Below are 25,852 nucleotides of genomic sequence, written 5' to 3'. Positions count from 1 at the left end.
GGTCAGACTCCTTGCCAGCGCGGGTGCAGGTGGCGGCCGTCGAGGCCGAGCAGCGGGCCGTACATTTCCGGGCGGCGGTCGCGGTAGACGCCCCAGGTCAGGCGCTCCTCGCGGGCCAGGTCGAGGTCCAGCTCGCGCACCAGCACGGCGGCCTCGTTGCGCCCGGCCTCGGCCAGCAGCGCACCCTTGTGGTCGGTGATGAAGGACGAGCCGTAGAAGCGCATGCGCAGAGCGTCATCGCTGGACGCCACTTCTTCGCCGATGCGGTTGGCTGCCAGCACTGGCAGCAGGTTGGCGGCGGCGTGGCCGCGCTGGGCGGTCTGCCAGTGGTCGCGGGAGTCCAGTTGCTCGGCGCCCGGCTCGGAGCCGATGGCGGTGGGGAACAGCAGCATTTCCGCCCCTTGCAGCGCCAGGCAGCGGGCGGTCTCGGGGAACCACTGGTCCCAGCAGATGCCCACGCCGAGGCGGCCGACGGCGGTATCCCAGACACGGAAGCCGGTATCGCCGGGGCTGAAGTACTCCTTCTCCTGGTAGCCGATGGCGTTGGGGATGTGCGTCTTGCGGTACACCCCGAGCAGGCTGCCGTCGGCGTCGGCCACGGTCAGCGAGTTGAAGTAGGCGTTGCCGGCGCGCTCGAACCAGCTGATCGGCAGCACCACGTTCAGCTCTGCCGCCAGCTTGGCGAAGCGCTGCAGCAGCGGGCTGTCGTCATACGGCTGGGCCAGCGCCAGGTGGCGATGGTCCTGTTCGATGCAGAAGTACGGCGTGGCGAACAGCTCGGGCAGGAGGATCAGCTTCGCCCCCGCTGCCGCTGCCGCGCGCACGTGGCGTTCGGCTTCGGCAAGGTTGCGCGGCAGGTCCCAGCTGCAGGAAAACTGCAGGACAGCGACGGTCAGCTTGCCCATCACAGGCCTCCCAGCGGCCAGGCCGGCTGCTGCTGGGTGATGCAGTGCACGCCGCCACCGCCGTGGGCCAGGTGGTTGATGCGCACCGGCACCACTTCACGGCCGGGGAAGGCGCGGGCCAATACCGCAGCGGCTTCGTCGTCGGCGGCAATGCCGTAGGCCGGCATGATCACCGCGCCATTGGCGAGGTAGAAGTTGGTGTAGGAGGCGCAGAAGACTTCTGCTTCCGGGTCCACCGCCGCGCTGGCTTCGAACAGCTCGATCAGCTCGAAGGAGCGGCCGTTGGCGTCGGTGGCCAGCTCCAGCGCGCGACGGTTCTCGCGCGCCACCTCGGCGTAGGTGCTGGAAGCATCGTGGGTGGCGTCCACCAGCAGCACGCCGGGGCGAGCGAAGGCGCAGACGCCGTCGACGTGGCCGTCGGTCATGTCGCCGGTCACGTACTGCGGGTCGCCCGGCAGCCAGATGGTCTTGGTCACGCCGAGCAGGCGGCTGAAGATTTCCTCCATCTCGCGCTTGCTGACGCCCGGGTTGCGGTTGGGGTTGAGCAGCACCGACTCGGTGGTGATCAGCGTGCCCTCGCCATCCACGTGGATCGCCCCGCCCTCGTTGGCCAGCGGCGTGCCGAAGCAATCCAAACCGAGGGTGTTGAGGATGCGGCGGCCCAGGCCTTCGTCCAGGGTGTGTTCGGACTTGCCGCCCCAGGCGTTGAAGCGCCAGCTCACGCCGGCCACGCCGTGCTGCGGATGGCAGACGAAAGTCGGCCCCGAATCGCGGCACCAGCTGTCGTCGATGGGCAGCGGCACCAGCTCGATGTTGGCCCCGCAAAGCTCGGCGGCACGGGCCATGGCGGACGGGTCCACCACCAGCTTCACCGGCTCGAAGCGGGCAATGCCGTTGGCGACGCGGGCAAAGTCTTCCTGCACCTGCTCCAGGGTCACGTGCCAGCCGCCCTCCCAGAGCGGACGGTTGTGCGGGAATGCCATCCAGGTCGCCGCGTGGTTGACCCATTCGGCGGGCATGCGCCAGCCGTTCTGCCTATCGTCATTGCGATGCATACTCGAACCTTTGGTAAGGAATTTTTATCGGAAGGAAAGGATTAAGCGGCGCCTGATAACCATGCTAGGCCTGTAAAATCGCGACAACAAACGATAGATTTTGCGCAAATCTGATTAGGCAGACTTATCAATCATGCTCAAACACTGGCCACCCCTGAATGCCCTGCGCGGTTTCGAAGCCGCCGCACGCCTGGGCAGCTTCCACAAGGCCGCCGAGGAACTGCACCTCACCCAGTCGGCCATCAGCCAGCAGATCCGCAGCCTGGAAAGCTTCGTCGAGCAACCGTTGTTCTATCGCTCCGGGCGCAAGGTGGCGCTGACCGACGCCGGCGCCGACCTGCTCAGCACCACGCAATCCATGCTGCAGCAACTGGCCGTGGGCATCCGCCGCCTGGACCAGTACCGCAAGCCGAACCAGCTGGTGGTCAACACCACCCCGGCCTTCGCCCGGCACTGGCTGGTGCCGCGCCTGGGCGACTTCCACGCGCGCCACCCGCAGATCGACCTCTGGCTGCTGACCACTGACGAAACCCCGGACATGGCCACCCAGACCATCGACATCGCCGTTCGCGACGACCTCACCGCCCAGGCCGAGTGCCGCTTCCGCGTGCTGCTGGAGGATCGCCTCTACCCGGCCTGCCATCCCTCGCTGCTGGCGCAGCCGGAAGCGGCGCGCACCACCCTGCACGGCGAACGGGAAATGGACTGGGCGCACTGGCAACTGCAGGGCGGCGCCGACGTCGGCCAGCGCAGCGAAGGACTGAACTTCTCCGACCCCGGCCTGCTGCTGGATGCCGCCAGCCAGGGGCTGGGCGTTGCCCTGGTGAGCCAGCTGCTGGCCGGCGATGCCCGCAGCAACGACCTGCTGACCCCGCTCAGCGAGCAGACCGTGCGCGGGCCGAACTGGTCGCTGCTGGTGCATCAGCAAAGTGAGCGCAATGCGCAGGCGGTGGGATTCTGCGAGTGGCTGGAGAAAGCGCTGGGGCTTCCCCTGTAGGGCGCATAACGCCTACGGCGTTATCCGCCAAGCCGGCGGATAACGCCGTTCCGGGTTATTCGCCCTACGAAATTGTAGGAGCGGGCCATGCCCGCGAACCGCCGGCAGGGCCGGCGTTGGGAACCTTCCGCACATTCGGGATCTGGTGCCCGCCGGCAAGCCCCGCACCGAACTCTCAGCCCTTCCCCTTCCTCAACCTCCCCCGCTCCTTCTTCCCCTCCAGCGCACTCTCCCCCGCGGCCTTCACCAGCTTCTGGAAAGTCGGACACTGCGCATGACTGGGCGCCGGGCACGCCGCCGCATGGCGCAGCCCCCGGCTCATCGCCCGCAGCCGCCTGATCGTGGCATCCAGCTCATCCGCCTTGGCCGCCAGCATCTGCCGGTCGATGTTCGTCCCGCCGTCGCCGGCAAACATCGAGCGGATTTCCTCCAGGCTGAAGCCCGCCGACTGCCCGAGCGTGATCAACGCCAGCTGGTCGAGAATCTGCGGCGCAAACTGACGCCGAGCGCCGGGATTGGCGAGCGAGACGATCAGCCCCTTCTCCTCGTAGAACCGCAGGGTCGAAGCCGGCACGCCGGAACGTCTGGCCACGTCAGCGATATCCATGGAACACCTCTTGACCTCAAGTTCGCTTGAACTTGTAGGTTCACGCCAAAGGCCATCGAGGTCAATCCACTCGCAGCCTTCCCCTTGCGTGCAACCTGCGGAGAAACCATGAAAACCATCGCCATCGTCTACCACAGCGCCAGCGGCCGTACCGAGCACATCGCCCAGACCATCGCCAGCGGAGCCCGCCAGGTGCCCGGCTGCGAAGTGCATCTGCTCAAGGCGCAGGAGTTGATCGAGCAGCCGCAAGCGCTGCTCGCCTATCACGGCCTGATCCTGGGATCACCAACCTACCTGGGCGGCGTCTCGGCACCGCTGAAAGCCCTGATGGACGCCACCGGGCCGCTCTGGCGCCAGCAGCAGCTGCGCGGCCGCCTCGCCGCCGGCTTCACCGTGTCGGCGCTGCCGGCGGGCGACAAGCAGTCCACGCTGATCTCGCTGTTCACCTTCTGCATGCAGCACGGGATGCTCTGGGCCGGCAACCCGATCCTCCCCGAACAGCACCTGGGCGTGCCCGCCGAGGAAGCCGCCAACCGCCTCGGCTCCTGGTCCGGGCTGATGGCCCAGGCAGACAGGACCGCCGCGGACTTCTGCCCCGGCGACCTGAAGACCGCCCGGCTGTTCGGCCAGCACTTCGCCGAAACCCTCGGCCGCCTGCATCAGCCGCAGGTCGAGCACGCGCAGGAGGCCCACGCATGATCGCCCGCCGCTACGGCCCGCTGCTTTTCGCGCTGATCCTGTCCTGCGTGATGACCTTGCTGGTCTCCGGTCTCTCCACCTGGCGCGCCGTCGGCCTGGCCCCGGCCTTCGCCCAGCTCTGGCTGGGCGCGTGGCTCGCCAGCTGGAGCATCGCCTTCCCGCTGGTGCTGGTCATCGCCCCACTCACGCGCCGCCTCGTGGAGAGGCTGGTCCGCGCTTAGGCCCAGGAATATCAGGGAACCTCGAACGTAGGATGGCGTGGAGCGCAGCGATACCCATCGCCTCGTACCACGCCACAGCATGGGTATCGCTGCGCTCCACCCATCCTACAAACCAAGCTCCCTGTGGGAGCGGGCCATGCCCGCGATCGCGCGCATGGCCCGCTCCTGCACGAGACTACCGACTACTGCCGAATCCCGTCGGTGAACCGGCAGAAGCCGTCACGCACCGCACCCTCGGTGGTGTACATGCCGCCCAGGGTGACGAAGACATAGCTTACCTTGGAGCCGGAGCCCGACTTTTCCACCACGACGTTCAGCGGTGCGTTGCGGCTGCTCAGGATCACGCCCTGGTAGGCGGAGATGGTGCCGCTCTTCGCGTCGGCGCTCTGGATGGTGAAGCCTTCCTTCACCAGCGTCTGCTGCGCCCGGTCGAAGACCTTGGCCACCGGCATGTCCAGCTGGACGTTGGAAGTGAAGGTCTTGCCAGCAATGAAGCCCCCTTCGGTGTTGAAGTTGTCTTCGCACTGGTTGCCGGTCTTCTGGTGCGCACAGCCCTGCAACAGGGCGGCAGCGAGCAGAATCATCGTGACTCGTCGCATCATCGTTCCTTGATCTCGTGGGGCCGCCATCCCTGCGGGTCTGCAGCGGCGAAGGGGTTTTATAAGCCGAGGGCGCGGGCCCTGACCAGACTTTTCCTCGTCCAGTGAGACAGCCAGCACGTAGGAAATATCCCCTCACTCGCTCAAGCACGGGCTTTCACGCCGTTCGTCCCGGAATCTCGCCGGGGTGCGTTCCGGGCCTGTCGGCGCAGCGCCCGGACACTCATGAAGCGAAGCCTCTCCAGTCACTGCGGACCGGGAGGCTTCAGACCGCACTTACCAGATCGGCAAGGTGTAGCTGACGATGAAGCGGGTTTCGTCCATGTCATTGCCGAAGCTGCTGCGGAAGGTGCTGTTGCGCAGCTTGAAGCCGACGTTCTTCAGCGGGCCGCTCTGCACCAGGTAGCCGACGTCGGTGTCGCGCTCCCATTCCTTGCCGTTGCCCTGCCCGTTCAGCAGGTCGATGTTGTCGCCGCGCAGGTAGCGGGTCATCAGGCTCAGGCCGGGCAGCCCGTAGGAGGCGAAGTTGAAGTCGTAGCGCAGCTGCCAGGAGCGTTCGTCCTTGTTGGCGAAGTCGCCGATCTGCACGTAGTTGACCAGGTACGGGTCGGTGCCGGACAGGTAGGCGAAGCCGGTGTCGCCGGACATGCGCTGCAGCCCGAGGCCGAACGCCTGGTTGCCCAGCTTGTAGGTGAACATGGCGTTGAGCGCGCGGTTGTCGACGTTGCTGCCGCCATCGTCGGTGGAACGTGCCCAGCGGATGTCGGACTTCAGCGACTGGCCCTCGGCGATCGGCAGCGTGTGCACCAGGCTCACGTAGTGCTGGCGATAGAGGTCTTCGAGGTTGGCGTAGTGGTAGCTGGTGCTGAGCTGATTGCTCCAGCGGTAGGTGCCGCCAGCGAGGTTGAAGCGGTCGCTGGTCAGGTGGCTGCCGGCCACGATGTTGCGCTTGTTGCCGCGGGTCATCGACAGGTCTTCGTCGTTGGACGAATCGCGCTGCTTCACCTCGCGCAGCTGGCCGAGCTGCAGGTCGAGGTCGTCGAGCTCCTTCGATTCCACCAGCGCGCCCTGGAAGGTCTGCGGCAGCAGGCGGGTGTCGTTGTACTGCACCACCGGCAGCTTGGGCAGCAGGGTGCCGACTTTCAGGGTGCTCTTGGAGACGCGCAGCTTGGCAGTCAGGCCGAGGTCGCTGTAGTCGTCGGCGGCGCGCTTGTCGCTGGCGGAATACGGCAGCAGGCCGGAGCCGGAGCGATCCGGGCTGGAGTCGAGCTTCAGGCCCAGCAGGCCGAGGGCATCGACGCCGACGCCAACGGTGCCGTCGGTGTAGCCCGATTCGTAGCGCAGCAGGAAGCCCTGCGCCCATTCCTCGGATTTCGACTGGGCGGCGCCGCTCTGGCGGTAGTCGCGGTTGAAGTAGAAGTTGCGCGTTTCGATGCTGGCCTTGCTGTCGGCGAGGAAATCGGCGAGGGCGAACGGGGGCAGCAGCGCCAGTCCGGAGACCAGCACAGGGAGTCGACGGGTATTCATTGTTGTTGTTTCTTTCTACTGAGGTGTTGGCAAAACGCCGGGCCGATAACGCTGGCCCGGCCAGGGGATTGAGCGGGATCAGATAGTCCGTTCCAGCTCCGGTACGGCTTCGAACAGGTCGGCGACCAGGCCGTAGTCGGCGACCTGGAAGATCGGCGCCTCTTCGTCCTTGTTGATCGCAACGATCACTTTCGAATCCTTCATGCCCGCCAGGTGCTGGATGGCGCCGGAGATACCGACGGCCACGTACAGCTGCGGAGCAACGATCTTGCCGGTCTGACCGACCTGCATGTCGTTCGGCACGAAGCCGGCGTCGACCGCGGCGCGGGAAGCGCCGACGGCAGCGCCCAGCTTGTCGGCCAGGGAGTAAAGAATGCTGAAGTTGTCGCCATTGCCCATGCCACGGCCGCCGGAAACGACGATCCTGGCAGCGGTCAGTTCCGGGCGGTCGGACTTGGCCAGTTCTTCGCCCACGAAGGCGGACTTGCCGGCATCGGCCGGGCCGGAAACGGCTTCGACAGCGGCCGAGCCACCTTCGGCAGCCACGGCGTCGAAGCCGGTGCCACGCACGGTGATGACCTTGATGGCAGCCGAGGATTGCACGGTAGCGATGGCGTTACCGGCATAGATCGGGCGCTTGAAGGTGTCGGCGCTGACCACTTCGCTGATCTCGGAGATCTGGTCGACGTCCAGCAGCGCGGCGACGCGCGGCAGGAAGTTCTTGCCGTTGGTGGTGGCCGGGGCCAGTACGTGGCTGAAATGACCGGCGATGGCCGCGATCAGCGGCGCCAGACTCTCCGGCAGCTGATGAGCGTAGGCAGCGTTGTCGGCGACCAGCACCTTGGCAACACCGGCGATCCTGGCAGCGGCTTCAGCCACGCCTCCGACGTTCTGGCCAGCGACCAGAACAGCGATGTCACCACCGATCTTCTGCGCAGCAGCGACTGTGTTCAGCGTTGCCGAGCCCAGCGCGCCATTCGAATGTTCTGCAACAACCAAAACAGCCATCAGATCACCTTCGCTTCGTTCTTCAGTTTCTCGACCAGTTCGGCCACCGATTTCACCTTGATGCCGGCGCTGCGCGCGGCGGGCGCTTCGACTTTCACGGTCTTCACGGTGGAAGCGGTGGAAACGCCCAGGGCGTCCGGGGTCACCACGTCCAGCGGCTTCTTCTTCGCCTTCATGATGTTGGGCAGCGACGCGTAGCGCGGCTCGTTCAGGCGCAGGTCGGTGGTGACGATGGCCGGCAGGTTCAGGGCAACGGTCTGCAGGCCGCCGTCGATTTCACGGGTGACGTTGAGCTTGTCGCCAGCGACCTCGACCTTGGAGGCGAAGGTACCCTGGGCGTAGCCGGTCAGCGCGGCCAGCATCTGGCCGGTCTGGTTGTTGTCGCTGTCGATGGCCTGCTTGCCGAGGATGACCAGCTGCGGCTGCTCCTTGTCGACAATGGCTTTCAGGGCCTTGGCCACGGCGAGCGAGTTCAGCTCGTCATTGCTCTCGACCAGCACCGCACGGTCTGCGCCCAGCGCCAATGCGGTACGCAATTGCTCCTGGGCAGCGGTCGGGCCGACGGAGACCGCAACGATCTCGGTGGCGACGCCTTTCTCTTTCAGGCGCACGGCTTCTTCCACGGCGATTTCGCAGAAGGGGTTCATGGACATCTTGACGTTGGCCAGATCGACGCCGGAGTGGTCCGCCTTGACGCGGACCTTGACGTTGTAATCGACCACGCGTTTTACCGCGACCAGTACTTTCATTCGGTTGTTTCCTTGGCTGGCGCCGCCCTACAACGGCGCTGTGGTTGGGATGGGTTCGCGAGCAGGCCCACGCCTGCGAAGAGCAATGGGGGGGGAACGCCCCGCAGGAGCGAGCCTGCTCGCGAACGGACTCAACGACCGTAGGGCGCATAACCGCTTGCGGTTATCCGCCGTCATTCGGGCCAGCGGCGGATAACGCTGGCGCGTTATGCGCCCTACTCTCTTGCAACCATTGACGCATCAGGGTTTGCCCAGCTGCTCGATCACACCCTCAGCCTTGAGCACAGCCAGGCGCGCGTCGTCGAGGCCCAGGCGGCGCTTGAGCACCTCGTCGGTGTGTTCGCCGAGCATCGGCGCCGGGCGCTGGTATTCCACCGGGGTGTCGGACAGCTTCAGCGGGCTGCCGACCATGCGGAACGCCGGGTTCTGCGCGTGGGGAATCTCCACCAGCATGTCCCGGGCGACCACCTGCGGCTCGTCCAGCGCGCGGCCGATATCGTTGATCACGCCGACCGGCACCTTCATCGCGTGGATGCGCCGCACCCAGTTGTCGGCGGTGTCGCCCTGGAAGTGCTCGGCCAGCTTGCCGACGATCACGTCGCGGTTGCGCACGCGGTCGGCGTTACGGGTGAAGCGCGGATCCTTCGGCAGTTCGGGCAGGCCGATGGCGTCGCACAGCGAGACGAACTGGCTGTCGTTGCCGCAGGCGATGATGAAGTCCATGTCCTGCGCGCTGAACACCTGGTACGGCACGATGTTGACGTGGGCGTTGCCCTGGCGGCCCGGCGAGCGGCCGGTGGCGAGGAAGTTCTGGCTCTGGTTGCCGAGCATGGCGACCTGCACGTCGAGCAGCGCCATGTCGCAGTGCTGGCCGCGGCCGGTCTTCTCCCGCGCCAGCAGCGCGGCCTGGATGGCGACCACCGAGTACAGGCCGGTCATCACGTCGGACACGGCGACACCAACCTTCTGCGGGCTGGCGCCGGGCACGCCGTCCTTCTCGCCGGTGATGCTCATCAGCCCGCCCATGCCCTGGATGATGAAGTCGTAGCCGGGCTCCTCGGCGCGCGGGCCGGTCTGGCCGAAGCCGGTGATGGAGCAGTAGACCAGGCGCGGATTGACCTTCGACAGGCTGTCGTAATCCAGACCGTACTTGGCCAGCGAGCCGGCCTTGTAGTTCTCGATCAGCACGTCGCACTCGCAGGCCAGGGCGCGCACCAGGGCCTGGCCTTCAGGCGTCGCCAGGTTCAGCGCCACCGACAGCTTGTTGCGGTTGGTCGACTGGTAGTACGCCGCCTCGGAGCTGTCCGAGCCGTCGGCGGCCTTCATGTAGGGCGGGCCCCAGCCGCGGGTGTCGTCACCCACGCCGGGACGTTCGATCTTGATCACTTCCGCGCCCAGATCGGCCAGCACCTGGCCGCACCAGGGGCCGGCCAGCACGCGGCTGAGGTCGAGTACGCGGTATCCGCTCAAAGCACCCATCTTCAATTCCTCGCAGGCGCGCTCACGCGCGCTCGATAACCATGGCGAGCCCCTGGCCCACACCGATGCACAGGCTGATCACCGCATAGCGTTGACCGGTGCGCTGCAGTTGTCGCGCTACGCTCAGCGCCAGCCGCGCGCCGGAAGCGCCCAGCGGGTGGCCGACAGCGATGGCGCCGCCATTGGGGTTGACCCGCGCATCGTCGAAGTCCACGCCCAGGCCGTGCAGGCAACCGAGCACCTGGGAGGCGAAGGCTTCGTTGATCTCGATGATGTCCATGTCGGCCAGGGTCAGTTCGGCGCGCGCAAGCGCCTTGTTGATCGCCTCCACCGGGCCGACACCCATGATGCGCGGCTCCACGCCGACCGCCGCTGCCGAGAGAATCCGCGCCAGCGGCTTGAGGCCGTGGCGGTCGCCCGCTTCGGCGGAGCCGATCAGCAGCGCGGCCGCGCCGTCGTTGACGCCGGATGCATTGCCGGCGGTGACCACGCCGCCTTCGGACAGTGGCTTCAGGCGCGCCAGCGCGGCTTCATCGGATGACGGACGCGGATGCTCGTCCTGCTCGACCACGTTCGGCGGAGTCTTGCGCCCGGTGGGCACGCTGACCGGGAGAATTTCCCCGGCGAAGAAACCGGCCTGGCGGGCGGCTTCAAAGTTGGCCTGGGAACGGGCGGCGAAACGGTCGGCCTGTTCGCGGCTGATGCCGAACTCGCGGGCGACGTTGTCGCCGGTCTCCGGCATCGTGTCGTTGCCGAACCCGGCGATGATCTTCGGGTTCGGGAAGCGCGCGCCGATGGTGCTGTCGAACACCGTCAGGTCGCGGCTGTAGGCGGCCTCCGCCTTGGCCATGACGAAGGGCGCGCGGGACATGCTTTCCACGCCGCCAGCGACGAACAGTTCGCCTTCGCCACAGGTCACGGCACGCGCCGCGTCGATGACCGCAGCCAGACCGCTGGCGCACAGGCGGTTCACCGTCTGTCCCGGCACTGTCACCGGCAGGCCGGCGAGCAGCGCGGCATGGCGGGCGACGTTGCGGCTGTCTTCACCGGCCTGGTTGGTGTTGCCGAGGATCACGTCCTCGATGGCCTCGCCGGGCACGCTGGTGCGCGCCAGCAGCTCGCGGATCACCTGGGCGATCAGGTCGTCCGGGCGCACCGGAGCCAGGGCGCCGCCATGGCGCCCGAAGGGGGTGCGCAGGCCGGCGTAGATAAAGGCATTGAGCATGGAAGTCTCCTTGAAAGAGGGGGACGCCGGGCCTCAGCCCAGCGCGGGCTCGGCATGGCGCAGCGACAACCCCAGCGCGGCGCGGCGGCGCAGCCAGGGGCCGGGGCGGTAGCGGGCGTCGCCGGTCAGGCCGGTCATGCGTTCGAGAATGGTCAGCAGGCGCGCCGGGCCGACGCTGTCGCCCCAGGCCAGCGGGCCTTGGGGGTACCCCAGGCCGCGGCGCACGCCTTCATCGAGGTCGTCGACGCTGGCGATGCGCTGCTGGACGATGTCGCCGGCCAGGTTGACGATCAGCGCCAGCACGCGCTGGGCGACGAAGCCGACACTGTCATTGATCACCGTGACGCCCACGCCATCAGCCGCCAGCAGCGCATGGGCGGCATCGCGCATGGCGGCAGAAGTCGCCGGGTTCTGCATCAGGCAGCGGTGGCGTTGCAGGTCCAGCAGCAGGTCGATACACAGGGTCCGCGCCGGGTCGGTAGCGAAGTTCTGGCAGGCCGTGGTCGCATCGACGCCATAGGGAGCCAGCAGGCACAGCGCCTCGCTGCTCGGCTGGGCGCCCTGCTCCAGGTTCGCGCCGAGCTGCTTCAGCAGTTCGCCGAGCAGCTCGCGATCCTGGTCGTTCTCTGCGCCGATCCACACCGGCGGCAGCGCGGCCACGCTCGGCACTGCTTGCGGCGCGGGCGCATCGATCATCTTGCCGTCGGCATAACGATAGAAGCCGCGCCCGACCTTGCGCCCGACGAAACCGGCCTCGAGCATCTGCCGGGTCAGCGCCGCCGGGCGATAGCGCGGCTCCTGGTAGAACTGGTTGTAGATGGACTCGATCACCGGATGGGAAACATCCAGCGCGGTGAGGTCGAACAGCTCCAGCGGCCCCATGCGGAAGCCCAGGCCCTCGCGCAGGATGCGGTCGATATCGGCCGGCTCGGCGATGGCTTCCTTGAGTATCTGCAGCGCTTCGGTGCTGTAGGCGCGGCCGGCGTGGTTGATGATGAAACCGGGGGTGTCCTTGGCGCGGATACCGCGATGGCCCATGCGCGCGGCGAGCGCCACCAGGCTATCGCCAACCTGAGGATCGCTGGCCAGGCCGTCGATCACCTCGACCACCTTCATCAGCGGCACCGGGTTGAAGAAGTGGAAGCCCGCCACCCGCTGCGGATGCTGGCAGCCGCGGGCGATGCTGGTGACCGACAGCGAGGAAGTATTGGTGGCGAGGATGCACTTGGCGCTGACCACCGCTTCCAGCTCAGCCAGCAGCGCCTGCTTGGCATCCAGGCGCTCGATGATCGCCTCGACCACCAGGTCGGAATCCGCCAGCTCGCTCAGGGAGCCGGCGACCAGCAGGCGCGCCAGGGTGGCGTCTGCCTCGGCGGCTGTGATCTTGCCCTTCTCCGCCAGCTTGGCGAGAGTCCGGCCGAGGTTGTCGCGAGCGGTTTGCGCGGCGCCGTCACGGGCGTCGAAGAGTTTCACCTGGATGCCGGCCTGGGCGGCGATCTGGGCGATACCGCTGCCCATGACGCCGGTGCCGACGATGGCCATGCGCTCGATGCGGAAAGTAAGGGTCATGCTCATTCCCCCAGGAAGCTGGCTTGGCGTTTTTCCAGGAAGGCGGCGGCGCCCTCCTTCTGGTCCTGCGAGTCGAACAGCAGCTGGAAGGCCTTGCGCTCCAGGGTCAGGGCGCTCTCCAGCGGCAGGTCGGCGCCGGCGAGCATCACTTCCTTGATCTGCGCCACGGCCAGCGGCGGCAACGCCGCGATCTCGGCGGCCAGTTCCAGCGCGCGGGGCAGCGTGCGCGCGTCTTCCACCACTTCGCTGAGCATGCCGATGGCCAGGGCTTCCGGCGCCTTGATCAGGCAACCGGTCAGGGCGATGCGCATCGCCTGGAACTTGCCCACGGCGCGGATCAGCCGCTGGGTGCCACCCGCACCGGGCATCAGGCCGAGCTTCACTTCCGGCTGTCCGAAGCGCGCCGACTCACCGGCGACGATGATGTCGCAGTGCATCGCCAGCTCGCAGCCGCCGCCCAGGGCGAAACCGTTCACCGCAGCGATCACCGGCTTCGGGCAGCGCGAGATGGCTTCCCACAGCAGCTCGGTATGGCGGCGGTACATCTCGATGGGGCTGGCCTGGGCGAATTCGCGGATGTCCGCCCCGGCGACGAAGCACTCCTCGCCCCCGGTCAACACCACCGCGCGAACCTCGCGGTGGTCGCTGACGGCACGGAAGTGCTCGGCCAGTTGCTGGCGCACGGCAGCATTCAGGGCGTTCCTGGCTTCCGGACGGTCGATGCGGACGACCGCCACACCATCGGCCTGGATATCGAGATGAACCACGCTGGTACTCATTGGGGCTTTGACCTCATGCTTGTTTCGTCTGACGAAACTACATTCCGTATTTCGATTTCATCATAGTGACACCCCATCCAGCCTGTAAACGGTGAAGATCGAAACACCCTCTAAAAGCCTTTAAATACGCGGCATTGAATATTTTAAAGGGCACGCCTGTACTAACTGACCAAGACCCATTACAATTTCGCCTGCCGAAACTGTATTTTATTTTATTGATTTTCCGTGAATAGGGGTTCTACCATGCGCCGCAACAAGACGGAGATGGACTCGGCTGCGCCGACGAAAAACGAAGGTGAGATCGGCCTGCTGGAACGGGGACTGTATGACCCCGCCACGGCACTGAGCGAAGAGGAAAACAGCGGCCAGTTCGTGACGGCCCTGGCTCGCGGCCTGGAGATCCTGCGTTGCTTCACGCCACGGGAAAACGTGCTGAGCAACCAGGACCTGGCGCGCAAGACCGACCTGCCCAAGCCGACCGTGACGCGCCTGACCAACACCCTGATGCGCCTGGGCTGCCTCAAGCGCGAGGTGCATTCGGGCAAGTACCAGCTGGATGTCGGCGTGCTGGGTTTCGGCTACGCGATGCTGTCGAACCTGTCGATCCGCGCGGTGGCCCATCCACTGATGGAAGAACTGGCCAACCACGCCCAGGCGGCGGTGGCCATGGCTGCCCGCGACCGCCTGCAGATGGTCTACGTGGACGTCGTGCAGGGCCAGGGAAACATGACGATGCGCCGGCAGATCGGCAGCTACCTGCCGCTGGCGGCGAGCTCGGTGGGCCGCGCGTGCCTCGCGGCGATGCCGGAGAACGAGCGGGAATTCCTGCTCGACCACGTTCGTGAACGCGAACCGGAAAACTGGCCGGCCATCCGCAAGGGTCTGGACCGCGCCTTCAGGGACTTCACCGATTACGGCTACTGCCTGTCGATCGGCGAATGGCACCGCGACGTCAACTCCGTCGCCGTGCCCTTGGTACATCCGCAGTACGGGCTCCTGGCCTTCAACTGCGGCGGCCCGAGCTTCCAGCTGACACGCGAGAAGCTCGAAGACGACATCGGGCCCCGCCTGATCAACATGGTCAACAACATAGGTGCCGCCGCTCGCTGAAATCTCGGGTGACGGTGCCTCGGAAGACTGGCCCGCTCGCGGGCCTTTTGAGGAGTGCACATGATCCGAGACCCAGAAACGCTGCAGATACTTCTGGATTCCATCCACCAGTTCGTCGGCGAAGTGCTGATTCCGCGGGAAAACGAGGTCGCCGAGACCGACGCGATCCCGCAGGACATCGTCGAGCAGATGCGCGAGATGGGCCTGTTCGGCCTGACCATCCCCGAAGAGTTCGGCGGCCTGGGCGTGACCATGGAAGAAGAGGTGAACATCACCTTCGAACTCGGCCGCACCTCCCCCGCCTTCCGCTCCTACATCGGCACCAACAACGGCATCGGCTCCATCGGCATCCTGATCGACGGCACGCCGGAGCAGAAAGCCCACTACCTGCCCAGGCTCGCCAGCGGCGAACTGCTCAGCGCCTTCTGCCTGACCGAGCCGGACTCGGGCTCCGATGCCGCTTCGCTGAAGACCACCGCCGTGCGCGATGGCGACTTCTATGTGCTCAACGGCACCAAGCGCTTCATCACCAACGCCCCGCACGCCGGCATCTATACCGTGATGGCCCGCACCAACCCGGCGATCAAGGGTTCCGGCGGTATCAGCGCCTTCATCGTCGAGCGCGGCACGCCGGGTATTTCCCTGGGCAAGCCGGACCACAAGATGGGCCAGAAAGGCGCGCACACCAGCGACGTGATCTTCGACAACGTGCGCATCCCCGCCAGCCAGTTGATCGGCGGCGTCGAGGGCGTGGGCTTCAAGACCGCCATGAAGGTGCTCGACAAGGGTCGCCTGCACATTGCCGCACTGAGCGTCGGCGCCGCCGAGCGCATGCTCGCCGATGCGCTGCAATACGCCCTGGAGCGCAAGCAGTTCGGCCAGCCGATCGCCGAATTCCAGCTGATCCAGGCGATGCTCGCCGACAGCAAGGCCGAGATCTACGCCGCCCGCTGCATGGTCCTGGACGCCGCGCGCAAGCGCGATGAGGGCCGCAACGTCAGCACCGAAGCCTCCTGCGCGAAGATGTTCGCCACCGAGATGTGCGGTCGCGTGGCCGACCGCTGCGTGCAGATCCACGGCGGCGCCGGCTACGTCAGCGAGTACGCCATCGAGCGCTTCTACCGCGACGTCCGCCTGTTCCGACTCTACGAGGGCACCACCCAGATTCAGCAGGTGATCATCGCCCGCAACATGATCCGCGAAGCCCAGTCCTGACACATAGGCGCTGAGGCACCCAATTCGGCGGCGCGTGGCCACGCACCACGCGCCTGCCGGCAGGATTCGCACGCACGCTTACCGAGGGTCGGCCAACCGCCCCGCCAACAACTACAACAGGTAATTCGTTCATGGAAAACACTGCTTCCGCACCGGCCGCGAGCGCCGCCACCCAGAGCAAGACCTGGGTCCTGGTCTTCGCCTTCTGCTTCATCGGCCTGCTGATCGATGGCGCAGACCTGATGCTCCTCTCCTATAGCCTCACCAGCCTCAAGGCCGAGTTCGGCCTGAGCAACCTCCAGGCCGGCAGCCTGGGCAGCGTCACCCTGGCCGGCATGGCCTTCGGCGGCATCTACGGCGGCTGGGCCTGCGACCGCTTCGGCCGGGTCAAGACGGTGGTCTGGACCATCGTGCTGTTCTCCGTCGGCACCGCCATCCTCGGGCTGACCCACAACTACTGGCAGTTCGCCGCCGCGCGCTTCGTCGCCTCGCTGGGCCTGGGCGCCCTGTACGTGGCCTGCAACACGCTGATGGCCGAATACGTGCCGACCAAGTACCGCACCACCGTACTCGGCACCCTGCAGGCCGGCTGGTCGGTGGGCTACATCGTCGCCACCCTGCTGGCCGGCTGGATCCTGCCGGACCATGGCTGGCGCTACCTGTTCTACATCGCCATCATCCCGGTGGTGCTGGCCGTCGCCATGCGCAAGCTGATCCCCGAACCCGCCGCCTGGGTCCAGGCGCAGGCTGAACGCCAGCAGCGCAAGGCCGAAGGCTCGTCCGGCCGCGCAGCCACTGCACCCCGGCAGAATGCCTTCAGGCAGATCTTCGCCGACCCGAAGGCCAGCCGCATGTTCCTGTTCTGGGCGCTGACGGCCGGCTTCCTGCAGTTCGGCTACTACGGCGTGAACAACTGGATGCCGTCCTACCTGGAAACCGAGATGGGCATGAACTTCAAGGCCATGACCTCGTACCTGGTGGGCACCTACGCCGCGATGATCCTCGGCAAGGTCCTGGCCGGCGTCGCCGCCGACTGGTTCGGCCGCCGCACCGTGTTCTCCTTCGGCGCCCTGGGCACCGCCGTGTTCCTGCCGGTGATCGTGCTGTTCCACAGCCCCGAGAACATTCTCTGGATGCTGGTGGTGTTCGGCTTCCTCTATGGCATCCCGTACGGCGTGAACGCGACCTACATGACCGAGAGCTTCGCTGCCGTCTTCCGCGGCACGGCAGTCGGTGGTGCCTACAACATCGGCCGCATCGGCGCGGCCATCGCCCCGGCGGTGATCGGCTTCCTCGCCACGCAGATGTCCATTGGCGTCGGCTTCCTGGTGATGGGCGCGGCGTACTTCATCTGCGGCGTGATCCCCGCGCTGCTGATCCGCGACAAGCAGTTCGACCCGCAGCAGGAGTGACCTGAGCGCTCAGCGCCCAGCCACGAAAAACGCCCGGCGCACTGCACCGGGCGTTTTTGTTTGTGCACTCGAAGGACATCGAGGCAAGTCGCAGGCAAATCGCAGGCAAAAAAAAGCCCCGCCGAAGCGGGGCTTTTTCGTCAGCGATGTCGATTAGACAGCGCGAACTTGTTCAGCTTGCGGGCCTTTCTGGCCGGCAGTCACAACGAAGCTGACCTTCTGGCCTTCGTCGAGGGACTTGTAGCCGTTGCCTTCGATCTGACGGAAGTGAACGAATACGTCCGGGCCGCTTTCCGGGGTGATGAAGCCGAAGCCCTTCTCAGCGTTGAACCACTTGACGATGCCGTTTTGACGATCGGACATGATGTTGTCTCCTAAAAGAATGCTAAAGGCCGGCCGAATGCCGACCGGCGATGAGCTGAATGCGTAGTGAAGAGGTGCCGAGGAGATGGAGCATCTTGTAGAAGAACATCAAGTCGCGGAACTCGTTACTGGGCAGGCAGCCCATGCAGAATACAAGGTTTGGCGCCGATTCATAGCTTTTTTTGCTGGTAGGGTGCGATTTTGACAAATGGTCGAGCAATTACGACGCGAAAGGCCAAAGACGTGTAGGCTGGCGGGGCCGGCTTGGCGCCCAACGCAAAGGTGACTTCATGACTGATTCACAGCTGATTCGCGAACGTTCGGAGCTCGATGAAAAGATTGCCGCTTTCCTCTCCCAGGGTGGCGAAATCCAGGAAATCCCCGTTGGCCAACTGGCAGTGAAGGTCGAGCGGAAGTCGCAGTGGGCGAAGTCCGATGGGAAGAAACCGGCGCCCTGACCGTTTGAATGCATGAAGAAAACCCCGCCATGGCGGGATTTTGCGTTTCAGTGGCTGAGGTAATGGTTCGACAGCCAGTTCAGCGCCCTGCCCGGCCGCGTCAGCGCGTCGATGAAGCTCGGCCCCCAGAAGCGGATGTCATTGGCCTCCAGCACCGCGTACATGTCGCGGTGACGCGCCTGGCGCTCCTTGAGCGGCATGCGCAGGGCCCGCTGCATGGCGTCGGCCAGGGCATCGCGGTCATGCGGGTTGATGATCAGCGCGCCGCCCAGCTCGGCAGCGGCGCCGGCGAACTGGGAGAGGATCAGCACGCCGGGATCCTCCGGGTCCTGGGCGGCAACGAATTCCTTGGCCACCAGGTTCATGCCATCGCGCAGCGGCGTCACCAGGCCGATCCGCGCGTGGCGCATGACCATCGCAATGTCCGCCCGCTGGTGGTTGCGCGCCACATAACGCAGCGGCACCCAGGACACGGCACCGAAACGCCCGTTGATGTGCCCTACCCGCGCGCTCACGGCGGCATCGATGTCGGCGTATTCGGGGATGTCCTGGCGGCTGCCGGGTGATATCTGCAGGCAGGTGACGCGGTTGTGCCAGTCCGGATTGCCCTCGAGGAATCGCTCGTAGCCGTCCAGCCGGTTGACGATGCCCTTGGAGTAGTCGAGACGGTCCACGCCCACCATCAGCGCGCGTCCGCCCAGGCTTTCACGCAGGTCCTGGGCGGCCTGGCTCTGCGAAGCCTCTTCGGCAAGCCGGCGAAAGCCTTCTGCATCCACGCCCACCGGGAACACACCGACGCGGAAGTGCTGGTCCTCCAGGTGATAGCGCCGGCCATCGGGCGTCGCCGCGCCCACTACGCGGGTGAGGTAACGGGCGAAGTTGCTGGCGTCGTTCTCGGTCTGGAAGCCGATCAGGTTGTACTCGGTGAGTGCGCGGATCAGTTCGTCATGGTGCGGCAGCGCGGTGATGAGGTCGGCCGGCGGCATCGGGATGTGCAGGAAGAAGCCGATGCGATTGCCGTGCCCGCGCTGCCTCAGCGCCAGGGCCAGGGGGATCAGGTGGTAGTCGTGGACCCAGAGGACGTCATCTTCCTCCAGCAGCGGGCTCAGGCGCTCGGCGAAGAACTCGTTGACCCGCTGGTAGCCGCCGAACTCGGCCTCGTTGAACTCGGCCAGGTCCACCCGGTAATGCAGGATCGGCCAGAGCACACGGTTGGCGAAGCCGTTGTAGTACTCGTCGAAATCCTGCGGGTGCAGATCGGTCAGGACGTACTGCAGGTTGTCGCGCTGCACCATGGTCAGCGGGCCCGGCTCCTCGGCCTTCCTGCCGCTCCAGCCGAACCAGATGCCCTCGCGGTTGCGCATCGCCGCGTCCACCGCTACGGCCAGCCCACCGGGAGCCGGCCCGTTCTCGCCGGGAATGCCCACCCGGTTGGAGATCACCACGAGACGCGACATAGTCCCTCCTCCCAGCCAGTGGACAGACGCATGGCGGAGTTGACCAACCCGGCCATGGAGTAGGTCTGCGGGATGTTCCCCCAAAGCTCCCCGGTGTGCGGGTGCAGGTCCTCCGAGAGCAGCCCGTAGCGGTTACGCGCGGCGATCAGCTGTTCGAACAGCTGGCGAGCCTCGTCTCTGCGGCCGATGGCGGCCAGCGCGTCCAGGTACCAGAACTTCACCACCAAGAAAGCCGTTTCCGGCACGCCGAAATCGTCCGCCGCGGCGTAGCGCAGCATCTGCCCGTTGACGTTCAGCTCGCGGCCAATGCAATCGACCGTGGCGATGAAACGCGGATCGTCCGCCGCGATGATTCCCAGCTCGTTCATCAGCAGCACACTGGCGTCGAGGTCGTCATGACCGAAGGCGCCGGTGAAGCACTGTTTCTTCTCGCTCCAGGCTTCGGCCAGGATGCGCTCGCGCAGGTTGGCGGCCTTGTCCATCCAGCCCTTCGCCTGCTCCCTGCGGCCCAGGCGCGCAGCGATGTGCCCGACCCGGTCGCAGGCGACCCAGCAGAGCAACGCGGAATGGGTATGGATGCGCTGGCGGCCGCGGTATTCCCAAATGCCGGCATCCGGCTCGAAGGCCGCGTTTTCGGCCCTGGCGGCCAGGCTCTCGAGCAACTGCAACATGCCTTCGCTGCTGGGATTGGGCAGTCGCTCGTCGACGAAGCTCTGCAACACCGCCAGCGCCACCGAACCGAACACGTCGTGCTGGTTCTGCTCCACCGCCTGATTGCCGACGCGCACCGGGGCGTGATTGAGGAAGCCGGCGAGGTCCGGTTCGATGCGCTCGGTGAGGTCCTGGTTAGGGATTATCCCGTACAGCGGCTTGAGCTCGGCGTCGCCGCTGGCCACGGTGGTGATGAAGTCGATGTAGCCCTCCATGGTCCGCGTGGCCCCCAGGCGGTTGAGGGCGAGGATCACGAAGTAGGCATCACGCAGCCAGCAGTAGCGGTAGTCCCAGTTGCGCTGCGAGTCCGGCGCCTCCGGCACGGAGGTGGTGGCAGCAGCGATGATGGCGCCCGTGTCCTCGAAGTTGCACAGCTTCAGGGTGATCGCCGAGCGGATCACCACCTGCTGCCACTCGAAGCAGATGGCCAGCCCGCGCACCCAGTCGTGCCAGTGATTCTGGGTGCGCTTGAGGTAGTCGCGAACCACTTCACCGGGGGCATTGCCCAGCGGCTCGTCGAGGCCGATCACCAGGCTCACCGGATGCCGCAGGGCGAACGGCGTCTCGTGCTGGATGTAGGCCAGCGGTGCATCGGTGGTCAGGCGCAGCGGCTCGTCGCCTTCCAGGTAGCGGATATGGCTGGAGCCGGTCGCACCCTGGCTTGGCTTGCCGTAGCCGTGGGTCGGACGCACGCGCAGAGTGACCTTCGGCATGCCTTCGAGCGGCTCGATCAGTCGGCACAGCTGCGCCGGCCGGTAGATGTCGCCGTGCTGCAGGAAGCGCGGGGCGAAGTCGGTGATGCGCACCGCCCCGCCACTGCCGTCACGCAGCACGGTGGTGATGATCGCCGTGTTGCGCTGGTAGTCGGATGTGCTGCTGACCTGGTTCTCCAGCACCACGTCGGCGAAGCCCTTTTCATCGTCGCCAGCCAGTAGCCGGGAAAAAACCGGATCGCTGTCGAAATTCGGGTAACACCACCAGACCAGCCGAGCCTGCGGGTTGACCAGCGCGGCCACCCGGCAATTGCCGATCAGGCCGAGTTCCAGTGCGCCTTCCTGTGGGTTCGTCATCGGTGATGTCCTCCTGCTGCTTGCATGAGTGCTCCACGGACTTGCTCCGCGTCGCTGAACACCGCGCTGGCACCGGGCAAGGCGCGCCCGACCGAGAGGCCGAGGCCGCCCAGCGCGGGCATCAGCGCGATAGCGGGTTCGTCGGTGACGTCGTCGCCGATGTACAACGGCAGGCGCCCGGCAAAGCCTGGCGTGCCCAGCAGTCGCTGGATCGCCTGGGCCTTGTCGACGCCTTCGGGGACGATCTCGTAGACCTGCTTGCCGCTGAGCAAGCGCAGCCCTGCGCCCTCCGGCGCCCGCAACAAAGCCTGCAGCTCGACACGCAGTTCTGCGGCGAGCGAGGGTGCCGAGCGGTAATGCAGCGCGTAGCTGCTGCCCTTGTCTTCGGCATGGATTCCGACATGCCGGTTCGCCAGGGCGTTCAACTGCACTCGCACGCAGGCGGGCAGGTCTTTGCTGGTGCGGCGCAAGGGGCTGTCGCCACTGTCGCGCCAATGGGCGCCGTGGCCGCCGCTGGCGGCGAGACGCAGGGGTTGCAGAAGCCGGTCGAGTTCTTCGACCGGGCGGCCACTGATCAGGGCCAGGGCACCGTCGAGTCGGCGATGCAGGTGCGTGAGGGCATCGAGCAGCCCGGGCGGTACGACGACCGCGCCGGGTGATTCGGCGATGTCCAGAAGGGTTCCGTCGACATCCAGGAACAGTGCGCTCTGCTGAGGTCGGCTGAGCCAGAGGTTCAGCAGCGCAGTGGCTGAGGCCTCGCTATGCGGGACCATGGCGGTGTCGACAGGTCCCCTGGGTACGGGACGTGACATGAGCCATTTCTCCATGTTCAGGGCGTGCCGCGAGGCCGTGGGTAGCCGGTGCGGACGTGAAAGGGAGCCCAAGGACCCTAACATGTGGGACCGCCAGGGTCGACCTCGGGTTTCACCCGCATGCCACCCGGCAAGGCGCAGGCCAGAGCTTCCGGGGGTTCAGAGCAGGTGCCCCGACAACACCTGATGGGATTTCCCTTACAGAAAACCCGGAATGATCCACCTCACAGCTCAAACGCCAATCTCGAAAATGCGCCGGGCCAATCCTCCATGAGAAAACCCCATGCTTCCGCTCTCTGCGCTGGTGCTCCAGGCTTCCGGCCTGCACCGTTCCACCGCTGTCACTGCGCTGCATCACCTGGGCTACAGCTTCCTGTCCGAGGTTTCCAGCAATGCTTTCGCACTGGATCGGCTGCGCAGCCAGGGGGGCGTCCACCTGTTGATCTGCGATGTGCGCATTGATCCGGTTTCGCGCCTGGAACTCCTCCAGGCCGTAGCCCGCGAGCGCCTCGCCCATGGCGTAGTGGTCAGCGGGGAGATGGCGCCGGGCACCTGGAGCGCCCTCTCCCACCTGCTGCAGTTGCAGGGCCTGCGGGTGTTCTGGCTGGGCAACGAGGCTGCGACCCTGGAGCGTCTGCGAGCCTTGCTCACCGACTTCCAGCCCCGGGAAGCGCAGCTTGGCCTGTCGCTGAACGACGCCATTGCGGACGAGGACAGCGAGGCCGCCAACCTGCCCTCGCAGGGGCGTCTGCGCGCCTACCTGCAACCCAAGGTATCCGTGGCGACCGCGCAGGTTTATGGATTCGAGGTGCTGGCACGCTGGCAACTGGAGGACGCAAACGTCCTGCTCCCCGGCGAGTTCCTGCCAGGGCTGCGCCGTGCCGGCAAGCTCGACGGCATGCTCTTCGAACTGATGACCCAGGCCGCCGAGGCCCTGCGATCCCAGGGCAACGATGAGCTGAAGCTGTCGTTCAACCTGGAAGCCGAGCAGATCGCCCAGACCGACTTTGCCGCCGCGGTAGAGCGCAATCTGCGCCTGCTGGACATCGAGCCCAAGCGCATCACCTTCGAGCTGACCGAAGCCTCGCCGCTGCACGCGCCGTCGTTGAGCCTGGAGAACGTGCTGCGCCTGCGTCTGCTGGGCTGCGGCCTGGCCATCGACGACTTCGGCTGTGGCCACTCCACTCTGCAGCGTCTGATGGAACTGCCCTTCACCGAGATGAAGCTCGACCGCCACCTGGTGGCCGACGTGAACAAGGGTGACCCGCGCCGCCTCATCGTGCTGCGCAACGCCCTGGCGCTCGGCCACGAGCTGGGCCTCAGGGTGATAGCCGAGGGTGTGGAGAACGCCGCGCAGCTTCGCCAGTTGCAGCAGCTGGACTGCGATTGCGCGCAGGGCTATCTGTTCGGCAAGCCGATGGATGCCAGCCAGATCGGCACCTTCCTGCGTGGAGCACCGCTTCGGCTGCAGAAACTGGAAGCGGTTCAGGCGATACGCCCGGCGCAGTGAAACGCGGAAAAGAAAACGGCTGTTGCGGACTTCCTGTCCGCAACAGCCGTCTGGATTGTCCTCAGCAAAGGACGCAAGGATTGTAGGCCATTGGCCATCAGCGCGTCTTCCCAGTTCTCCCGCATTAAGGGCAAATCGGCACATACGCGACAAAACACCGCAAATTCCTCGGCTAATACCCGCCAATTCGCTGCACATTCGTGCCAATCGCGCCGGCCAAACGACGACTTGCCCGGTTTTTCCGCGTGGCCGTGCGTGATGTCCGTCACGCGGATTCGCCCTAGCCCGCGGATGAACTGTCTGGTTACCATGCCCGGCCGCATGCTGGATGCCAGGAAGGCATAAATCCAAAAGGTTCGTCCCAGCGTTGCCCACCTTCAGTTTTGGCAGCCGATACATGCCCCAGACTTCCGTGCGTTCGTCCCGCCGCTCGCTGACTCGCCTTGCCCTGACCGGCACTGGCGTCATCGTCGTGGCCGCCCTTGGCTTCTTCGCCTGGCAAGGCTTCTATCCCGTCCAGGCCGCCGATGGCTGGTCCGTCGAGGTGCTGCACAAGAACGTGCAGAAAGCTGCATCGCTGGTGCCGCTGCCCGATGGCAGCCTGCTGGTCAGCCAGGAGCTGAAAAAAGACAAGGGCAACATCCTGCGCATCGCCACCGACGGCCAGCGCAAGGTCATGGTCGACAGCCTCTCCAAGCCCGACGGCATGATCGCCGCCCAGGGCGGCTGGGTGTTCAGCCAGGAATCCGACGGCAAGCCGGTACAACTGCTCAAGGACGGCAAGGTCACCGACCTGTTCATGGGCCAGTCCGTGCAGGGCCTGTGGGATGACGGCGAAAACCTCTATGCCATCGAGGACCGCCGCGAAGACGGCCGTCTGCTGCGCTATCGCTGGAGCGATGGCGAGCTGACCGTACTGCGCGACAAGCTGCAGGAAACCGAATCGATCACCCGTTGCACCGACGGCAAGCTGCTTTACACCGAGAAGAAGAAAGGCGTCGTGCACCAGTTCAGCGACGACGGCAAGGACCCGATCCTGCTCTCCGGCCTGAACCAGCCCACCTTCCTGATGTGCGATTCGCGCGGCCTGTGGATCAGCGAAGACTCCACCCACCGCGCCCGCCTGCTGCTGTGGGACGGCAAGGGCGAACCGCGCACTGTCCTGTCGTTCCTCAAGGCGCCGCAATCCATCGTGCCCGACGGCAAGGGCGGCTACCTGCTCGCCGAAGGCGGCCGCAACCGCGTGCTGCAGCTCACCCCCGCCAACTGACCTCAGGGGCGGCCAGTAGCGCCGCCCTACTCCTGCACGCCCGGCATCACCAGGCCGGGTATCACCTCGACCAGGGCGTCGATCGCCAGGCGCACCTTGCGCGGCAACTGGGCGGTCTGCAGCCAGGTCGCATGCACGTCATAGAGGAAGCCCGGCTGCCCCGGCAACAACTCCTCCAGTGCACCGTCCCTGATGACTTCGCGCACCAGCCAGTAAGGCAACCACGCCAGCCCCATGCCGCGTACCGCCGCATCGGCAATGGCAGCGAGGTCGTCGAATCGCAGCCGGGAGCTTGGCGCGAACGCTGTCGGTTGCTGCCCCTCACCGGGGAACAACCAGGGATTGATCCGCCCGGAGCGGTGATAGACCAGCACCCGGTGCGCGGCCAGCGCCTCGATGCTGTCCGGCCGCCCGTGCTCCTCCAGGTAAGCTGGCGCAGCACAGACCACCATGCGCTGCCGGCCGATGCGCCGCGCGATGATGCCGTCCCTGGGCTGCGGCTCGCCGGTGCGGATCGCCAGGTCGATCTGCTCATCCGCCAGGTCCGTCAGGCGGTCGCTGAAGCGCAGGTCCAGTTCGAGTTGCGGATAGCGCTGCGCCAGTTCCAGCAGGACCGGCGCCACGCAGCGCCGACCAAAATGCACCGGCATCGCCACCCGCAGCCGGCCTCGCGGCTCGGCCACCTCGCCGGCGGCAAGGATGTCCGCCGCCTCCGCATCGGCCAGCAGCGCACGACAGCGCTCGTAGTAGATCCGCCCGGCCTCGGTCAGGCTCTGCCGGCGCGTGCTGCGCATCAGCAACTGGGCGCCGAGGCGCTCTTCGAGAAAGCGCACATGCTTGCCCACCATCGGTGCGGACATTTCCAGGGCATCCGCCGCCGCCGCGAAGGACCCGAGATCCACCGCGCGGACAAAGACTTCCATGCTGGTCAGACGATCCATTCGAAACTCCTGATTTCGACCCACTGCTTCTATACGCCATTTATTGGCTGAATCCCATGACTGATAGTCGCTTTACGTCAAATCAATTTCGTATGGGAGCATCA

25 protein-coding genes are annotated in these 25,852 nt (G+C 66.0%); 9 read left to right on the top strand and 16 right to left on the bottom strand.

Annotated features, from left to right (window positions below):
- Positions 1-2 precede the first annotated feature (2 nt).
- Complete coding sequence (gene aguB, locus J2T47_RS18840; protein ID WP_253450022.1) at positions 3-905, bottom strand: N-carbamoylputrescine amidase; 903 nt, start codon at positions 903-905, stop codon at positions 3-5.
- Positions 905-1,960 (bottom strand): agmatine deiminase family protein, encoded by a 1,056-nt coding sequence (locus tag J2T47_RS18835; protein WP_253450018.1) that lies wholly within the window; start codon positions 1,958-1,960, stop codon positions 905-907. Before J2T47_RS18835 ends, aguB begins: the two co-directional genes overlap by 1 nt.
- A gap of 133 nt (positions 1,961-2,093) precedes the next feature.
- Between J2T47_RS18835 and J2T47_RS18830 the strand changes: the two genes are divergently transcribed.
- A complete protein-coding gene (locus J2T47_RS18830; protein WP_253450016.1) occupies positions 2,094-2,957 on the top strand; it encodes a LysR substrate-binding domain-containing protein in 864 nt (287 codons plus the stop codon).
- Between the two features lie 175 nt (positions 2,958-3,132).
- Here J2T47_RS18830 and J2T47_RS18825 read toward each other — a convergent pair whose 3' ends face one another.
- A complete protein-coding gene (locus J2T47_RS18825) occupies positions 3,133-3,564 on the bottom strand; it encodes a helix-turn-helix domain-containing protein (RefSeq protein WP_253450013.1) in 432 nt (143 codons plus the stop codon).
- 108 nt (positions 3,565-3,672) lie between these two features.
- Between J2T47_RS18825 and J2T47_RS18820 the strand changes: the two genes are divergently transcribed.
- Both J2T47_RS18820 and J2T47_RS18815 read left to right on the top strand, forming a co-directional pair.
- The gene (locus tag J2T47_RS18820) at positions 3,673-4,263 is read left to right on the top strand and encodes a flavodoxin family protein (RefSeq protein ID WP_253450010.1); all 591 of its coding nucleotides are present in this window, start codon (positions 3,673-3,675) and stop codon (positions 4,261-4,263) included.
- Positions 4,260-4,484: a DUF2798 domain-containing protein gene (locus tag J2T47_RS18815; RefSeq protein ID WP_192296104.1), complete on the top strand. Its 225-nt coding sequence runs from the start codon at positions 4,260-4,262 to the stop codon at positions 4,482-4,484. Before J2T47_RS18820 ends, J2T47_RS18815 begins: the two co-directional genes overlap by 4 nt.
- Before the next feature lie 182 nt (positions 4,485-4,666).
- On the opposite strand, the gene J2T47_RS18810 is transcribed toward J2T47_RS18815, so the two are convergent.
- The 8 genes from J2T47_RS18810 to J2T47_RS18775 form a co-directional block, all read right to left on the bottom strand.
- A complete protein-coding gene (locus J2T47_RS18810; RefSeq protein WP_253450007.1) occupies positions 4,667-5,083 on the bottom strand; it encodes a hypothetical protein in 417 nt (138 codons plus the stop codon).
- A gap of 276 nt (positions 5,084-5,359) precedes the next feature.
- Complete coding sequence (locus tag J2T47_RS18805; RefSeq protein ID WP_253450004.1) at positions 5,360-6,610, bottom strand: OprD family porin; 1,251 nt, start codon at positions 6,608-6,610, stop codon at positions 5,360-5,362.
- Between the two features lie 78 nt (positions 6,611-6,688).
- Positions 6,689-7,618, bottom strand: coding sequence for an electron transfer flavoprotein subunit alpha/FixB family protein (locus tag J2T47_RS18800; protein ID WP_253450000.1), 930 nt, complete (start codon positions 7,616-7,618; stop codon positions 6,689-6,691).
- Positions 7,618-8,367, bottom strand: coding sequence for an electron transfer flavoprotein subunit beta/FixA family protein (locus J2T47_RS18795; RefSeq protein ID WP_253449997.1), 750 nt, complete (start codon positions 8,365-8,367; stop codon positions 7,618-7,620). Before J2T47_RS18795 ends, J2T47_RS18800 begins: the two co-directional genes overlap by 1 nt.
- Positions 8,368-8,607: 240 nt before the next feature.
- Positions 8,608-9,846 carry a CaiB/BaiF CoA transferase family protein gene (locus J2T47_RS18790; RefSeq protein WP_253449995.1) on the bottom strand — a complete coding sequence of 413 codons (1,239 nt, stop codon included), beginning with the start codon at positions 9,844-9,846 and terminating at the stop codon, positions 8,608-8,610.
- 22 nt (positions 9,847-9,868) lie between these two features.
- Positions 9,869-11,071, bottom strand: coding sequence for a 3-oxoadipyl-CoA thiolase (locus J2T47_RS18785; RefSeq protein ID WP_253449992.1), 1,203 nt, complete (start codon positions 11,069-11,071; stop codon positions 9,869-9,871).
- Between the two features lie 33 nt (positions 11,072-11,104).
- A complete protein-coding gene (locus tag J2T47_RS18780) occupies positions 11,105-12,646 on the bottom strand; it encodes a 3-hydroxyacyl-CoA dehydrogenase (protein WP_253449989.1) in 1,542 nt (513 codons plus the stop codon).
- Entirely contained in the window at positions 12,643-13,419 is a 777-nt protein-coding gene (locus J2T47_RS18775; RefSeq protein ID WP_253449986.1) for an enoyl-CoA hydratase, read from the bottom strand. The genes J2T47_RS18780 and J2T47_RS18775 overlap by 4 nt, the downstream gene beginning before the upstream one ends.
- 243 nt (positions 13,420-13,662) lie before the next feature.
- Between J2T47_RS18775 and J2T47_RS18770 the strand changes: the two genes are divergently transcribed.
- From J2T47_RS18770 to J2T47_RS18760, 3 genes are all read left to right on the top strand, one after another.
- Positions 13,663-14,529, top strand: coding sequence for an IclR family transcriptional regulator (locus tag J2T47_RS18770; RefSeq protein ID WP_253449983.1), 867 nt, complete (start codon positions 13,663-13,665; stop codon positions 14,527-14,529).
- 60 nt (positions 14,530-14,589) lie between these two features.
- Complete coding sequence (locus J2T47_RS18765) at positions 14,590-15,744, top strand: acyl-CoA dehydrogenase family protein (protein ID WP_253449980.1); 1,155 nt, start codon at positions 14,590-14,592, stop codon at positions 15,742-15,744.
- A gap of 131 nt (positions 15,745-15,875) precedes the next feature.
- Complete coding sequence (locus J2T47_RS18760) at positions 15,876-17,156, top strand: MFS transporter (RefSeq protein WP_253449976.1); 1,281 nt, start codon at positions 15,876-15,878, stop codon at positions 17,154-17,156.
- Positions 17,157-17,309: 153 nt separating this feature from the next.
- Here J2T47_RS18760 and J2T47_RS18755 read toward each other — a convergent pair whose 3' ends face one another.
- Positions 17,310-17,519, bottom strand: coding sequence for a cold-shock protein (locus tag J2T47_RS18755; RefSeq protein ID WP_017518411.1), 210 nt, complete (start codon positions 17,517-17,519; stop codon positions 17,310-17,312).
- A 290-nt stretch (positions 17,520-17,809) separates the two neighbouring features.
- Between J2T47_RS18755 and J2T47_RS18750 the strand changes: the two genes are divergently transcribed.
- Positions 17,810-17,977 carry a hypothetical protein gene (locus tag J2T47_RS18750; protein ID WP_167523180.1) on the top strand — a complete coding sequence of 56 codons (168 nt, stop codon included), beginning with the start codon at positions 17,810-17,812 and terminating at the stop codon, positions 17,975-17,977.
- A gap of 47 nt (positions 17,978-18,024) precedes the next feature.
- Here J2T47_RS18750 and otsA read toward each other — a convergent pair whose 3' ends face one another.
- The 3 genes from otsA to otsB are packed head-to-tail and all read right to left on the bottom strand — an operon-like array spanning position 18,025 to position 22,027.
- A complete protein-coding gene (otsA, locus tag J2T47_RS18745; protein WP_253449973.1) occupies positions 18,025-19,434 on the bottom strand; it encodes an alpha,alpha-trehalose-phosphate synthase (UDP-forming) in 1,410 nt (469 codons plus the stop codon).
- Positions 19,416-21,215, bottom strand: a complete 1,800-nt coding sequence (locus J2T47_RS18740; RefSeq protein WP_253449970.1) for a glycoside hydrolase family 15 protein — start codon at positions 21,213-21,215, stop codon at positions 19,416-19,418. Before J2T47_RS18740 ends, otsA begins: the two co-directional genes overlap by 19 nt.
- The gene (otsB, locus tag J2T47_RS18735) at positions 21,212-22,027 is read right to left on the bottom strand and encodes a trehalose-phosphatase (RefSeq protein ID WP_253449967.1); all 816 of its coding nucleotides are present in this window, start codon (positions 22,025-22,027) and stop codon (positions 21,212-21,214) included. Before otsB ends, J2T47_RS18740 begins: the two co-directional genes overlap by 4 nt.
- A 283-nt stretch (positions 22,028-22,310) precedes the next feature.
- Here otsB and J2T47_RS18730 point away from each other — a divergent pair, with 283 nt between their 5' ends.
- Together J2T47_RS18730 and J2T47_RS18725 are read left to right on the top strand one after the other, a co-directional pair.
- A complete protein-coding gene (locus tag J2T47_RS18730; protein ID WP_253449964.1) occupies positions 22,311-23,537 on the top strand; it encodes an EAL domain-containing response regulator in 1,227 nt (408 codons plus the stop codon).
- 397 nt (positions 23,538-23,934) lie between these two features.
- Positions 23,935-24,807 (top strand): hypothetical protein, encoded by an 873-nt coding sequence (locus tag J2T47_RS18725; protein ID WP_253449961.1) that lies wholly within the window; start codon positions 23,935-23,937, stop codon positions 24,805-24,807.
- A 26-nt stretch (positions 24,808-24,833) separates the two neighbouring features.
- Here J2T47_RS18725 and J2T47_RS18720 read toward each other — a convergent pair whose 3' ends face one another.
- The gene (locus tag J2T47_RS18720; RefSeq protein ID WP_253449958.1) at positions 24,834-25,748 is read right to left on the bottom strand and encodes a LysR substrate-binding domain-containing protein; all 915 of its coding nucleotides are present in this window, start codon (positions 25,746-25,748) and stop codon (positions 24,834-24,836) included.
- Positions 25,749-25,852 lie beyond the last annotated feature (104 nt).

Origin of the sequence: Pseudomonas nitroreducens, assembly GCF_024170165.1 — a bacterium.
Taxonomy (GTDB): domain Bacteria; phylum Pseudomonadota; class Gammaproteobacteria; order Pseudomonadales; family Pseudomonadaceae; genus Pseudomonas; species Pseudomonas nitroreducens_C.
The sequence above is the reverse complement of the archived record's forward strand: the minus strand, read 5'-3'. Positions and strand labels throughout refer to the sequence as shown.